10 protein-coding genes are annotated in these 14138 nt (G+C 73.1%); 2 read left to right on the top strand and 8 right to left on the bottom strand.

Annotated features, from left to right (window positions below):
• Positions 1-9: 9 nt before the first annotated feature.
• From ABC138_RS09600 to ABC138_RS09570, 7 genes are all read right to left on the bottom strand, one after another.
• Positions 10-867: a hypothetical protein gene (locus ABC138_RS09600; protein WP_345913520.1), complete on the bottom strand. Its 858-nt coding sequence runs from the start codon at positions 865-867 to the stop codon at positions 10-12.
• Positions 868-870: 3 nt separating this feature from the next.
• Positions 871-1545 (bottom strand): response regulator transcription factor, encoded by a 675-nt coding sequence (locus tag ABC138_RS09595; RefSeq protein ID WP_068425124.1) that lies wholly within the window; start codon positions 1543-1545, stop codon positions 871-873.
• Positions 1542-2831, bottom strand: coding sequence for a sensor histidine kinase (locus ABC138_RS09590; protein ID WP_345913518.1), 1290 nt, complete (start codon positions 2829-2831; stop codon positions 1542-1544). The genes ABC138_RS09595 and ABC138_RS09590 overlap by 4 nt, the downstream gene beginning before the upstream one ends.
• A gap of 88 nt (positions 2832-2919) precedes the next feature.
• A complete protein-coding gene (locus ABC138_RS09585; RefSeq protein WP_345913517.1) occupies positions 2920-3699 on the bottom strand; it encodes a fructosamine kinase family protein in 780 nt (259 codons plus the stop codon).
• 67 nt (positions 3700-3766) lie between these two features.
• Entirely contained in the window at positions 3767-5242 is a 1476-nt protein-coding gene (locus ABC138_RS09580; protein ID WP_345913516.1) for an NAD-dependent malic enzyme, read from the bottom strand.
• 71 nt (positions 5243-5313) lie between these two features.
• Positions 5314-7431 carry an alpha/beta fold hydrolase gene (locus tag ABC138_RS09575; protein WP_345913515.1) on the bottom strand — a complete coding sequence of 706 codons (2118 nt, stop codon included), beginning with the start codon at positions 7429-7431 and terminating at the stop codon, positions 5314-5316.
• Positions 7432-7469: 38 nt separating this feature from the next.
• Positions 7470-8588, bottom strand: a complete 1119-nt coding sequence (locus tag ABC138_RS09570; RefSeq protein ID WP_345913514.1) for a class I SAM-dependent methyltransferase — start codon at positions 8586-8588, stop codon at positions 7470-7472.
• A gap of 105 nt (positions 8589-8693) precedes the next feature.
• Between ABC138_RS09570 and ABC138_RS09565 the strand changes: the two genes are divergently transcribed.
• Together ABC138_RS09565 and ABC138_RS09560 are read left to right on the top strand one after the other, a co-directional pair.
• On the top strand, positions 8694-11453 hold the full coding sequence (locus tag ABC138_RS09565) for an AAA family ATPase (RefSeq protein WP_345913513.1): 2760 nt from the start codon (positions 8694-8696) through the stop codon (positions 11451-11453).
• Positions 11454-11532: 79 nt separating this feature from the next.
• Entirely contained in the window at positions 11533-12747 is a 1215-nt protein-coding gene (locus tag ABC138_RS09560; protein ID WP_068327261.1) for an ATP-binding protein, read from the top strand.
• A gap of 762 nt (positions 12748-13509) precedes the next feature.
• Here ABC138_RS09560 and ABC138_RS09555 read toward each other — a convergent pair.
• The coding region (locus ABC138_RS09555) for a cytochrome c biogenesis CcdA family protein (RefSeq protein WP_345913511.1) at positions 13510-14138 on the bottom strand (629 nt) is incomplete at its 5' end.

Below are 14138 nucleotides of genomic sequence, written 5' to 3'. Positions count from 1 at the left end.
AAGGGGAGGTCAGCTCGGGTCGATCATGATCGCGCCCACACCGGACTCCACCCGGATCCTGCGCTCGGCCGTGGGGTCGCTGCCGATGGTGTTGGTGATGTCCGAGGGCCCGCCCTGGGTCGTCACCCGGTAGGGCACGGTGTCGGGGACCCGCACGCGGGCCTCGCCGACGCCGACGCTCAGGTCGACCTCCCGTGGCGGCTCGGTGGCCTCGTAGTCGATCGCGCCGACCCCGAGGTGGATGCTCGCGTCCTCGCCGGTGGACTGGGCGATCGTCACGTCCGCGACGCCCGCCTCCACGTCGACGTCCCCGGACAGGCCCTCAACCTGGATGTCACCGACACCGTGCTCGATCGTCAGGTCGCTCGCGGGCGGCACGACGACCAGCCAGTCGACGCTACAGACCGTGCCCGGGCCCCACGAGGGGCAGCGGGAGGTCAGTCGGGCCGTGCCGTCGCTCTCGCGCACGGTGGTCGTCGGCCTGCGCAGGCCCCACTCGCTCGTCATGACGACCTTGGGCCGCTCGCCCGGCTCGGCGGCGCGGACCCGGATGGCCCCGACATCGCCCTCGATGCGGACGGCGGACGCTGCGGGCAGCGCCTGCTCGGTCGTCTCGGTCTGCTTGAGCATCGGCCCGACGAGGCTCAGGCCGGCGAGCAGGACGAGGACCAGCGAGACGAGCCCGGCGAGGACCAGGATCGGTCCGCGCGGCGTGCGCGAGGGCGGCGCCTCGGCGGCCGCTCTTCCGGCTGCGGTACGGCGCTGCTCGCGCTGCGCCATGGCGTCGTCGCGGTACCGCTCGCGCAGCTCGGGGTCCGTGGGCTCCCCGGGACGAGGAGGCAGCGGGGTCGTGGGTGTGCTCGTCATGGGTCAGTCCTCCTGGTCGAGCCAGCGGAGCACGGCGAGCACGCGTCGGTGGTCGCCGTCGGCCGGAGGCAGGTCGAGCTTGGTGAAGATCGAGGTCACGTGCTTCTCCACGGCCCCGTCGGAGATGTACAGCGCCTTGCCGATGGCGGAGTTGGTGCGACCTTGGGCCATGAGGTCCAGGACGTCCCGCTCCCGGGGGGTGAGCGCGGCGAGCGGGTCGGCGTGGCGGGCCCGGGTGAGCAGCTGGGTGACGACCTCGGGGTCGAGGACGGTCCCGCCGCCGGCGACGTCGTGCAGCGCGGCGATGAAGTCGCTCGTGTCGGCCACGCGGTCCTTGAGGAGGTACCCGACCCCCTTCGACCGCGACGCGACGAGCTCGGTCGCGTACTGCTCCTCGACGTACTGCGAGAGGACCATGACCGCGGTCTCGGGGTGCGACTCGCGCACCCGCAGCGCCGCGACGATGCCCTCGGAGGTGAAGGTCGGGGGCATCCGCACGTCGACGACGACGAGGTCGGGCTCGTGCTCGTCGACCGCCACGAGGAAGCTCTCGGCGTCGGGGCACGCGGCCGCGACGTCGAAGCCGGCCGAGCCCAGCAGGCGCACGATCCCGTCGCGCAGGAGCACGGAGTCCTCGGCGAGGACGACCTTGGTGGGGGTGGGCTGGGTGTCGGTCATCGCAGGCTCCGTCCGGTGCGAAGGGGGAGGGTGGCGGTGAGCCGCGTCGGCCCACCGCTCGGGGACGACACGTCGAGCGTCCCGTCGACGGCCGTGAGCCGCTGGCGCAGCCCCGTCAGGCCGGTGCCGAGGCTGGGGTCTGCACCGCCTCGGCCGTCGTCGGTGACGACGGCGACGAGGTGGCCGTCGTTCGTGGTGACGTCGACCTCGGCGTGGGCGGCGCCGGAGTGCTTGGCGATATTGGTCAGGGCCTCGCTGACGACGAAGTAGGCGATCGCCTCGGTCGTCGGGTCGAGCCGCCCGACGTCGCGGACGTCGACCGAGGTCGGGACGGCGGAGCGGGCGGCCAGGGCCGGCAGGGCGGCCTCGAGCCCGCGGTCGGCGAGGATCGGCGGGACGATGCCGCGGGCGACGTGGCGCATCTCGACGATGGCCTCCTTCGCGGAGCGGTGCGCCTCGTCGACGAGCTCGGCGGCGGCGTCGGGGTCGCGGTGGATGGCCTCCTTGGCCATGCCGAGGGTCATCGCGATCGAGACCATCCGCTGCTGCGGGCCGTCGTGCAGATCGCGCTCGATGCGCCGGCGCTCGGCCTCGACGGAGTCCACGGCCTCGCGGCGGGAGTCGGTGAGGGTGTCGACGCGGGCGGCCAGGTGCTCGACGACCCGGCGCTCGTCGCGGCCGAGGAGCCAGCGGGCGAGCATGACGTCGACCGATGTGAGCAGGTGCGCCACGAGCGGCATGAGGATGAGCGTGACGAGGGCACCGGTCCACACGGACGCGGTCGCGATGGTCCCGTCGACGCGCACCAGGCCGAAGACGAGGAAGCCGCGGTCCGGGATGCTCCCGGCGAAGAGCGGCAGGAGGAGGACGAGCAGCGCCTGGGTGAGGACCGCGAGCGTCAGCCAGCCGGTGACGAAGCCCCACAGCGAGTGCAACGCGAGGTAGGCCGTGCTGCGCCAGGAGTGCACGTCGAGGAAGAGACGGCGCCACAGCGGCTGCTCCACGCGCGCCGGCGGGTGCACGCTGCGCCCGGACAGGGCGATGACCCGGTGCCGCTCGGCGTGGCCGATCACCCCGCAGAGCCACAGGAGCGGGACGAGCAGGAAGATCCCCACGCCGCCGGCGCTGATGAGCAGCACCGAGGCGACGACGAGGGAGACGAGGACCATACCGAGGATCGAGGTGAGGGCACTCGTGAGGAGGAGGAGCACGCTCCCCCAGCCGGCGAACCAGCGGAGGGGGAGACCGGTGCGCTCCCGGGGCGGCGTCATGGTTGCTGTGGTCACGTGAACAACCTAGGCAGGGCGGGTGCCGCGGGTCTGCCCCGTCCTCCCCCAGGTCGAAGGGGGGATGTCCCCCCTTCGACACCGGCGGTCAGGCGTAGGCGCGGGCCATGTCGACGGCCTGGGTCACGTACTCGCCGCCGTAGACGACCGCGTGGACCATGACGGGGAAGAGCTGGTGGAGGCCGACGCGCTCCTGCCAGCCGTCGGCGAGGGGCGCGGCCTCGTCGTAGGCGGCGATGATCCGCGCGATGTGCGGCGCGGTGAAGAGCAGCAGCATCGCGAGGTCGGTCTCCGCGTGCCCACCGTGCGCGGCGGGGTCGATGAGGACGGCGCCCTGCCGGGTCCACAGGATGTTGCCCGCCCACAGGTCACCGTGGATGCGGGCCGGCGGGCGGCCGTCGTCGAGCTCGCCGGACTCGAGCCGGGTCGCGACCCGCTCGAAGACGTCGGTCTCGTCGGCCCACAGGTCCTTGGACCGGCCGATGCGCAGCAGGTGGCGGATGCGCTGCTCGGCGAAGAAGGCGCCCCACGAGTCGGTCGGCTCCAGCGGCATGGGCAGCGGCGAGTCGGCCGGGCCGATGAACCCGTGGCTGCTCCAGCGCGCCGGCGGCGCCCCGAAGGCCGGGGCGCCGGCGGCGTGGGTCGCGGCGAGCGCGACACCCAGCTCGTCGGCCTGGACGTTGGTCGACGGCGCCGGGTCGTACTGGAGCAGGTCGATGTGGCCCAGGTCGACGTCCTGCAGCTCGGCGACCCGCGCACCGCCCGAGGCCTGCGCCTCGGCGAGCCACAGCAGCCCGGCGGCCTCCCAGGAGGAGTAGCCGCGCGGTGCGGCGGAGGTGTCCTTGCGGTAGGTGCGGGGAGGCTTCACGTGAGCCAGCCTGCCACTCGCACCGGCCCGCTCCCCGAGGAGGTTGCGCAGCAACCGTCTCGAGGGGTCACCGCACGCGCGGGAGCACGCCCGTCTCGTCGACGGGGGCCGCGGTCGAGCGCGAGCCCACCTTGATCGGGCCGGTCGCGCCCGCGGAGGTCTTGCCCTCGCCGGCGATCGCGACGGCCACGGTGTCGGCGACATCGGGGTGGAAGACGCTCGGGATGATGTACGAGGGGTTGATCTCCTCGTCCTTGACGACCGCGGCGATGGCGTCGGCGGCGCGGATGAGCATCTCGACGGTCACGTTCTCGGCGTGCGCGTCGAGCAGCCCCCGGAAGACGCCGGGGAAGGCGAGCACGTTGTTGATCTGGTTGGGGTAGTCGCTGCGGCCGGAGGCGACGACCTTGGCGTACTTGGCGGCCTCGGCGGGGTCGATCTCCGGGTCCGGGTTGGCGAGCGCGAAGACGATCGGGTCCTGGGCCATGTTGTCGCGGATCCACTCGGCCTTGAGCAGGTTGGGCGCCGAGACGCCGATGAAGACGTCGGCGCCCTGCAGGCCGTCGGCCAGGGTGCCGCGGACCCGGCGCGGGTTGGTGCGCTCCGCCAGATCGCGCTTGGCACCGCTCAGCGACTCGTCGTCGGCGGAGAGCAGGCCCTCGCGGTCGTAGACGACGACGTCCTTGGCGCCCGCCGCGAGGAGGAGGGTGACGATGGCCGAGCCCGCGGCGCCGCCGCCGGAGACGACGATGCGCACCTGCTCGAGCCACTTGTCGACGACGCGCAGCGCGTTGCGCAGGGCGGCGAGGACGACGATGGCGGTGCCGTGCTGGTCGTCGTGGAAGACGGGGATGTCGAGGCTCTCGCGCAACCGGCGCTCGATCTCGAAGCAGCGCGGGGCGGCGATGTCCTCGAGGTTGATGCCGCCGAAGCCGGGGGCGATCATCTCGACCGCGCGGATGATCTCCTCGGTGTCCTGGGAGGCGAGGCAGATCGGCCAGGCGTCGATGTCGGCGAACTGCTTGAACAGGGCCGCCTTGCCCTCCATGACCGGCATGGCGGCCTCGGGGCCGATGTTGCCCAGGCCGAGGACGGCCGAGCCGTCGGTGACGACGGCGACGCTGTTGCCCTTGATCGTCAGGCGGCGGGCGTCCTCGGGGTGCTTGGCGATCGCGGAGGAGACGCGCCCGACGCCCGGCGTGTACGCCATGGACAGGTCGTCACGGGTCCTGAGCGCGACCTTGGACTGCACCGCGATCTTGCCGCCGAGGTGGAGCAGGAAGGTGCGGTCGGAGACCTTGTGCACCTTGACGCCGTCGATGGCCTCCACGGCCTCGACGAGGTCGTCGGTGTGGTTGACGTCGAAGCCGGAGCAGGTGACGTCGATGACGAGCCGGTCGTGGCGCGAGTCGGCGATGTCGACGGCGGTGACGATGCCGCCCTGCTCGGCGATCGCGGTGGCGATGCGGCCGACGACGGCGTAGTCGGGCGAGGTGTGCAGGCGGATGGTGACGGAGTACGACGAAGGCGTTGCGGCAGGCATGTGACCAGTCTCTCACCGCCGCAGCCATGGTCCTCGACAGCCCGCGTCGTGCGCCAGCCCGGCGTCGCCGCTCACACCAGCCCGGCCAGCAGGGCGCCGGCTCGCTGCGCGCCGTCGGTCTCGACCGGCAGGCCCCGCGGGCCGCGGGCCAGCTCCGCGACCATCGCCGCGGCGAGGGCGTCGGGGTCGCAGGCCCGCTCGTACTCGACGCACGTCCCGGCTCCGTAGCGCTGCAGACGGTGCCGCACGTGCACGTTCTGCTCGAAGTGGTGGCGCAGCGGGACGTGGACGAAGGGGCGCCGCGCCGCAGCGAGCTCCATGCAGGTCGTGAGGCCCCCCTGGACCACCGCGAGGTCGCACGCCGCCAGCTGCCGGTACAGGTCGGGCACGTACCCGCGGACCCGCACGCCGCGGCGGCGCGGGAGACCCTTCGGGTCGATCCGGGGCCCGGTGACGACGAGGAAGCGCAGGCCCGGCACGGCCCGTCGGGCGGCGGGGACCGCGTCCAGCACCCGGTGCAGCAGGGAGGCGCCCGCCGCGGTGCCGCCCACGGCGACGACGCAGACGAGATCGTCCTCCGCGTAGCCCAGTGCTGCCCGGACCGCCGCCCGCTCCTGCTCGGTGGGCGGGACGAAGCCGGTGACGTACCCGGCGAAGTCGAAGTGCTCCCGGGTCCAGTCGCGGATGCTCGGGAGCCCCGGACCGAAGGGGAGGTCCACGACGTCGTCGGGGGAGCCGACGAAGACCGAGGCGTCCCGCACCCGGCCGTAGCGCTCCCGCTGCTCGATCATCTCCGCGTTGTAGTCCGCCGTCAGCGCGGCCTCGGCGGGTCCGCCGTCCGGCATCGGCACCCACCCGACGAAGTCGGTGAGCCAGGCGTAGGCGAAGGTCTTCAGCTCCGGGTTCTCGTGGAGGAAGTAGTCGACGTCCCACGCCTCGTCGCCCACCACGAGGTCGTAGGCCCCGTCCGCGACGACGTCGCGGACCACCATGAAGTTGGCGACCATGATCGCGTCCATGCGACGGACCGCCTGGAAGGCGTGCAGGTCGTGGTCGGAGCACTCGTCCTCGAAGTGGGCCGACTCGTTCGCCAGCCACGAGGACGCGGGGTGCACGCGCTCGCCCACGTCCTGCAGCACCCGGGTCACCGGGTGCTGGCTCAGCCAGTCGATCTCGAGGTCGGGGTGGTGGAGACGCAGCTCCTGGGCGATCGCCAGGTCCCGCCGCACGTGGCCGAGCCCGATGGGCGAGGACAGGTACAGCGCCCGTCGGGGCCGCCGCTGGGCCCGGGTCCACGTCTGGCGAAGGGGGGTACCACCGCCGGCGACCTTCCGCACGAAGTCCATGACCAGCCCGTTGACCCGCACCGGGTCGCGGGCCGGCAACCCGTGGCCACCGCCCGCCACGAGGACGAGCTCACCACCGGTCAGCTGCGCCAGCCGCTCCCCCACCATCGCGGGACGGACGGCGTCCTCGGTGCCGTGGACGACGAGGACGGGGCAGCGCACGCGCGCGCACAGCGGCTCCAGGGGCGTGCGCGTCGCCCCCTCCAGCCCGAGCCTCCCGGCCGTCGTGTCGGCGAGGGTGCGCGGGGCGATCTCGTGCGCCCACCCGATGACGTCCTCGACCTGCTTGGTGGAGTGCGGCTCGGTGAACATCCGGTGGGCGAAGAAGTCGACGAAGTCGTCGTAGCCGCCGTCGAGCCAGTAGTGCTTGTTGTACTTCGCCCACCCGCGGGTGGTGTCCAGCCTGTCGTCCCAGCCGAGCTGCTCACGGGCCTGCGTCGCCAGCGCCAGGCCGCAGGACGGAGCGATGGCGACGATCCCGCGCACCCGCTCGGGGTGGGTGGCGGCGAGGTGGACCGCCCAGGTGGCGCCGCAGGAGAAGCCCACGACCACCGCGGCGGCGGTCCCCGAGGCATCGAGGACCGCCGCCGCATCGGCGGCGTACTCCACGTCGGTGTAGGCGGCCGCGCCGCTCGGGCGGCCGGCCGCGCCGCTGCCCCGGCCGTCGAAGGTGACGACCCGCAGGTGGCGGGCCAGGTAGGGGACCTGCGCCTTCCACCAGCGTGACGGCACCAACGACCAGGTCGGCAGGAGCAGGACGGTGACGTCGCCGGTGCCGTGGACGGCGTACGGGATGCGCACGCCGTCCCGCACCGTGACGCCCGTCGTCGCGTCGGTCACCATCGCAGTCTCCTCCGCCCCCGGCCTCGTGCCCAGCCCCGTCAGGGCCGGATCTCCATGACCCGGTGGAAGGGGGTCTCGGCGACCGACGCGAACCGGGTGAAGCCGGCCACGGTGGCCACGTCGTGGATCCTGGCCGGGCCGGCCTGGGTGCCCATGGCGAGCCCGACGTCCTGGGACAGCGACGCCGGAGTGCACAGCAGCGTGGAGAACCCGTAGAACGCCCGGCCGACGGGGTTGAGGTTGTCCTCGACGTGGTCGCCGGCCATCGGCTCGACGACCATCCACGTGCCGTCGGTGGCCAGCGCGGTCCGGACCTGCTCCGCTGCACCGACGGGGTCACCCATGTCGTGCAGGCAGTCGAACATCGTCACCAGGCCGTAGCCGCTCCCGGGGAGCGCCTGGGCCGACGCGACCTCGAAGGTCACCCGGTCCTGCACGCCCGCCTCGACGGCTCGCTGCCCGGCGACCTCGATCGAGCGGGCGTGGTAGTCGACTCCTGTGAACCTCGACCGGGGGAAGGCCTGCGCCATGAGGATGGTCGAGGAGCCGTGCCCGCACCCGATGTCGAGGACGTCGATCCCCTGCTCCAGGCGGGGGACGATGCCCTCCAGCGCGGGCAACCACGCATCGACGAGGTAGGCGATGTAGCTCGGCCGGAAGAAGCGCTCGCAGCCCTGGTGCACGTCGCTGACGTGCTCGTGCCAGCCGTAGCCGGCGCCGCTGCGGGCGGCCTCGAGGATGTGGTCCATGTCGTGCACGGTCCCGAGCGCGATCTGGAAGAGACCGGGCAGGAAGGCCGGGCTGTCCTCGACCGTGAGGGCCACGGCCTGCTCGGGCGGCAGGGTGTAGCGCGTCGTCGCGGGGTCGTAGGTCACGTACTGGCCCGCGGCCTGCGCGTTGAGCCACTCCCGGGCGTACGGCTCGGCGGTGGCGGTCCGGGTCGCCAGCTCGGCGGCGGTGGACGGTCCGTGCTCGGCGAGGGCGCGGTAGTACCCGAGCTTGTCGCCGAGGACGACGAGCGCGGCGTTGAGCGTCGCGCCGACCTCGTCGACCGCGCGGAAGACGAAGCCCATGAGGGCGTCCATGTCGACCGGTGGGGCGCCCCCTTCGGTCGTGGGCGTGGCGGGTGCGGACGTGTCGCTGGTGTCGGTGCTCATGGTGGGTCTCCTGGGGTTGTGGGTGTCCTGCCACCCTCGTCCCGGCACCCCGCCCACCGCGTCAGGTGACCCCCCTGGTCCGATGCCCCTCGGTAAACTCGGGGGGTGGTGCTCCTCGGCAGGGCAGCCGAGCAGGAAGCGGTGGACCGCCTCCTGGCTTCCGCGCGCCTCGGGCGGGGCGGGGTGCTGTCGGTCGTCGGTGAGCCGGGCGTCGGCAAGACGGCGCTGCTGACCCAGGCGGTGGCCGGCCTCGGTGACCACGTCCGCGTGCTGTGGTCCACAGGCACCGAGATCGAGCGGGACCTCCCCTTCGCCGCGCTGCACACCGTGCTCCGCAACGGGCTGCACCTGCTCGACGCCCTCCCCGGGCCCCAGGCCGACGCCCTGGCCTGCGCGCTGAGCCTGCGGCCCGGCGGCCCCCAGGACCGGTTCGCCACCGGGGCGGCGACGTTGAGCCTGCTGAGCCTGTGGGCCGAGGAGGCGCCGGTCGTCGTGGTGCTCGACGACACCCAGTGGGCCGACCTGCCCTCCGTCGAGGCCCTCGTCTTCGCCGCCCGCCGCGTCCACGACGACCCGGTCGTGGTGCTCTTCGGCGCCCGCCGGGACGAGGTGCCGCCGGCCCTGCTGGGCCTGCCGGAGCTGGAGCTGGGTGGGTTGGACGCGGCCGCCTCGGCGCAGCTCGTGCGGCAGTCCGACGGCGGGGTCACCGACCTCGACCTCATCGCCCGCCTCCACGACGCGACGGGGGGCAATCCCCTGGCGCTGCTGGAGCTCGCGGCCGTCCCCGCGCTCGTCACGCTCCGCCCGGACGAAGGGAGCGGGACCGGCCTCCTCCAGTCCGTGCCCGACCGGCTCAGGGCGGCCTTCGCCCACCAGCTCACCCCGCTGTCGGAGGACGAACGCGCGGTGGCGCTCGTCGCCGTGGTCGGCGGCGGGGACCTGCGGCTCACCCGGGCCGCGTGCGCCCGGCTGGATCTCGGCGCCCGAGCGCTCGACGGGCTGCTCGCCACCCGGCTCGTGAGCGTGGCGGCGAGTCGCCTGACCTTCCGCCACCCGATCCTGCGGTCGGTCGTCTACGAGTCGGCACCGGCGACGCTGCGGCGGTCCGCGCACCTCGCGGTGGCCGACGAGCTGACCGCCGCAGACGAGCACGACCTGCGGGTGTGGCACCGGGCCGCCGGCTCGACCTCCCTGGACGAGGAGCTGGCCGTCCAGCTCGAAGGAGTCGGCCGGCGGGCCGTCGCCCGGACGGCCTTGCCGGTCGCGTCGACCGCCTTCGAGCGCGCCGCCCGGTGGACGCCGGACGCGGGCGCGATGAGGCGCCGGCTCGTCGCGGCCGCCCAGGCCGCGTGGGACGGCGGGCAGGTCGAGCGCGCGCTGGCCCTCCTCGAGGAGGTGCTGCCGTCGGCCGCCGGGGACGCCGCGGCCACGCGGGACCCGGGTGCCACCCAGGCCGCTCGGTTGCGGGGGGTGATCGAGGTGCGCTCGGGCTCGATCCGGGAGGGGCTGGTCCACCTGGAGGCCGCGGCCGGGACGGCCGGCCCCGAGGAGCGGGTGCGCCTGCTCGCGGAGGCGGTGCACGCCTGCCTCTACCTCGCCGACGGCACGGCGGTGCGCCGGGTCGCCGAGCAGATCCCTGCGAGCCTCGAGCACGCGCTGTCACCGGCGACCCGGGGGGTCGGGCTCGCGGCCTGCGGCGTGGCCGCCGTGATCCTCGGTGAGGACGCCACCCCACGGCTGCAGGAGGCGCTCCCCCTGCTCAGCGCCCACGTCGACCCGATCGCGCAACCCGCAGCGCTGCCGTGGCTGATGCTGACCCCGCTCTTCCTGCGTGAGGCCGACGCCGGCTCGCAGCTGCGGCGGCTCGTGGACGAGGCCCGCACCCGGGTCGGGGTCGGGGCCCTGCCCAACCTGCTCTTCCACGTCGCCCGCGACCAGGCGACCTCGAGCGCGTGGGACCGGGCGAGCGCCAACTACGAGGAGGCCGCGCACCTGGCGCGCGAGACCGGCCAGGGGACCGAGCTGGCGATGGCCCTCGCCGGGCTCGCCTGCCTCGACGGCCGGGCCGGCCGGGCCGCGGCCTGCCGCGCGCACGCGACCGAGGCCTCGGAGCTGGCCCGACCGCGGCACATCCGCTTCGCGCAGATCTGGTGCGAGCTGGCCAGGGGGGAGCTCGAGCTGTCGGAGGGCCGGTCGGCCCAGGCGGCCGAACGGCTGGGCGTGCTCGTGACCCGGCTGGACGAGCTCGGGGTCGGCGACGCGAACCTCGACCCCGGGCCGGACCTCGTGGACGCGCTCCTGCGCGTGGGCGAGGTGGAGGCCGCCACCCGCGCCGCCCGGCGCTACGCGAGCGTCGCCGGCCCCGACGCCCGGCCGTGGACCGTGGCGCGCGTGCAGCGGGCGCTCGGGCTGGTCGCCCCCGACGAGGCGTGCGACGCCCCCTTCGCCCTGGCGCTGGTGTCCCATGCCAGGACACGGGACACCTTCGAGGCGGCCCGGACCCGTCTGGCGTACGGGATGAGGCTGCGCCGCGCGGGGCGTCGCGTCGATGCCCGCCCGGTGCTGCGGGAGGCGCTGTCGACCTTCGAGGACCTCGGGGCCGGGCTCTGGGCGGAGAGCGCGCGGGTGGAGCTGGCCGCGACCGGTGAGCGGGTGCCGCCCAGGGCACCGACGGGCCCGGGCTCGCTCACGCCGCAGGAGCTGCAGGTGTGCCTGCTGCTGGCCGACGGGAGGACGACCCGCGAGGCCGCGGCCGCGCTCTTCCTCAGCCCCAAGACCATCGAGTACCACCTGCGCAAGGCGTACTCGAAGCTGGCCATCCACTCACGGCAGGAGCTCAGCGAGGTCCTGGCCGACCTCGGGTGAGCGCGTGGGCCGCGACGCGCCGATCGCTGCATCTGCGTCAATATCCGGATCTGCCTAGAGGCCCGGATACGGTCGCATCGTGGACCCGATCACCAACCCCTATGCCCCGGGTGCCGGCCAGCGCCCACCCGAGCTCGCCGGCCGCGACGAGCAGCTGACGCGCTTCGACGTCGTGCTCAAGCGCATCGTCAGCGGCCGGCCGGAGCGCTCCCTCGTCCTCACCGGGCTGCGGGGGGTCGGCAAGACGGTCCTGCTCAACCAGCTGCGCTCGGCTGCCGTCCGCGCGAAGTGGGGCACCGGCAAGCTCGAGGCGCGCCCCGAGCTCGGCCTGCGCCGCCCGCTGGCGAGCGCGCTGCACCAGGCGGTGCGCGAGCTCGGGCACACCCAGGAGGAGGAGGTCGAGCACGTGCTCGGCGTCATCAAGTCCTTCGCCCAGCGCGACGCGAAGCCCGGGACCAAGCTGCGCGAGGTGTGGAACCCCGGCATCGACGCGCCCGCCATCAAGGGGCGCGCGGACTCGGGCGACATCGAGATCGACCTCGTCGAGCTCTTCACCGACGTCGGGGGTCTGGCCGCGGACCTCGGGCGGGGCGTCGCGGTCTTCATCGACGAGATGCAGGACCTCGGGCCGGAGGACATCTCCGCGATCTGCGCCGCCTGCCACGAGATGAGCCAGTCGGGGCTGCCGCTCATCGTCGTCGGCGCGGGCCTGCCGCACCTGCCGGCGGTGCTCTCGGCGAGCAAGTCGTACAGCGAGCGGCTCTTCCGGTACCAGCGGATCGGCCGGCTCGCCCGCGAGGAGGCCGACCGGGCGCTCACGGCGCCGGCGGCCGACGAGCTCGCGGAGTTCGAGCAGGGCGCGCTCGACGCGCTGTACGTCGCGACGGGCGGCTACCCGTACTTCATCCAGGCGTACGGCAAGGCGGTGTGGGACCAGGCGCCGCAGTCGCCGATCCGCGCCGAGGACGTGCGGGTCGCCTCGCCCGAGGCCGAGTCGGAGCTGGCGGTGGGCTTCTTCGGCTCGCGGTACGAGCGGGCGACGCCCGGCGAGCGCGAGTACCTGCGGGCGATGGCGGACGTCGCGGCCGGCATCGCGGCGAAGGGGGAGGAGGCCCTCGACGACATCGAGTCCGTCCTGACCTCCGAGGTCGCGAGCACGCTCGGCAAGAAGCCGCAGTCGCTCTCCCCCGCCCGGGACGCGCTGCTCAAGAAGGGCCTGATCTACTCCGCCGAACGGGGGCGGATCGCCTTCACGGTGCCGCACTTCGGGCGGTACCTGCGCGAGCAGACCTGATCAGCTGGTGTCCGGGAACTACCGATTCTGATCATTCGGCCCGTTCTGAACGAGGAATTTGATCACCGTGATCAAAAGTCAATGGTGAACGAAGACTTTGATCAATCTGAGCGAGGAATCTGATCAATTCCGCTTCCCAACCGTGTCGCCATGTCCCACCGCCCGACCGGGAGCAGGGCATGGCCACACGGGCCGAAAGTTGTGCGGCGGGGTGGCCCCGCGAATGTCGAGATGCAGCGAAGACTGCAGTGACGGCCGTTCTTTGCAGCAAAAATTGATTGCTATGGATCTACTTGGCCTCAGGAGTGGAGCTGCTGCGTCGGGGCCTCCGGCGCACCGTGGACTGAGGGAAAGCAGGCAGGAGCCACTCGACCCGAGTGCGGTGAGAATTCAATTCGCGGCGGTGGCGGTAACTGAGCTCCTGGGACACGAGTGCGTCGAGCTTCCGAAACTGCGCCTCGAGTCACGCCAAGTCCACCTGCGGCTGACCGCGCTTCTGCTCGGTCCCCCGCAGGTGTTCGGCCAAGTCTCGCTTCGTCGCCTCGGAGACTTGCCCCCTCCATCTCACTACTGTTCCGAAACTCCCGCAAGCCCCATGCGCGCCACCCCACCCCCCTCCTGGCTGGTCACCGAAACCGCCGGCCAAGCCCCAGCGTCGATCGCAGGACTCCTGGTCAAGCGCTTTATGGCCACCGCGAGGCCGGCGTCGACAACGAGGCTCTGGAGACCTTGGCGGACATCAGTGGGCAACGCTCCTTCACATCAGAGGGGCACTTCCCAGTCGCTGATGAGTCTGGTTTGCAGCCGCTGGACGATCGCATCCCATCCGCCGGTGAGCAGGAGTGTCCCGACGATGATTAGCAGGGTTGCGCCGACGACCTGGATCGCGCGCTGGTGTCGTTGCAGCCACGACGAGACCGGGGCCCATCGCTCGTAGGCCGCGGCGATGAGGATGAAGGGAAGGCCGAGCCCGAGGCAGTAGGCCACGGCGAGAACGACAGCTCGGGTGATCGAGGCGTCGCTGGCGAGGTTGAGCGCGAGGACCGCCGCGAGGGTAGGGCCCATGCAGGGCGCCCAGCCCAGACCGAAGACGGCTCCGAGGACAGGGGCCCCGGCCAGGCCGGTGGCGGGCTTGATCGGCAGTCGGAAGGTCCGCTGCGACCCGGCGCCGAGGAAGACAAGGGCCATGAGAATCACCACTACGCCACCGATGCGCATCAGTAGCTCTCGGTGCTCAACGAGCGCGCGGCCGGCGGTGGCGACGAACATCGAGGCAAGAACGAAAACGAGGGTGAAGCCGAGGATGAACAGCAGTGCGCCCAAGACCATCCGGCCGCGGCTGCGCTTCTCCAGTGCTACGTCGGACAGGCCGGTGACGTAGCCGAGATAGC

This window comes from Janibacter sp. LM (genome assembly GCF_039631275.1).
In the GTDB taxonomy this organism is placed as follows: domain Bacteria; phylum Actinomycetota; class Actinomycetes; order Actinomycetales; family Dermatophilaceae; genus Janibacter; species Janibacter terrae.
This window is presented reverse-complemented; position numbering and strand designations above follow the sequence as displayed.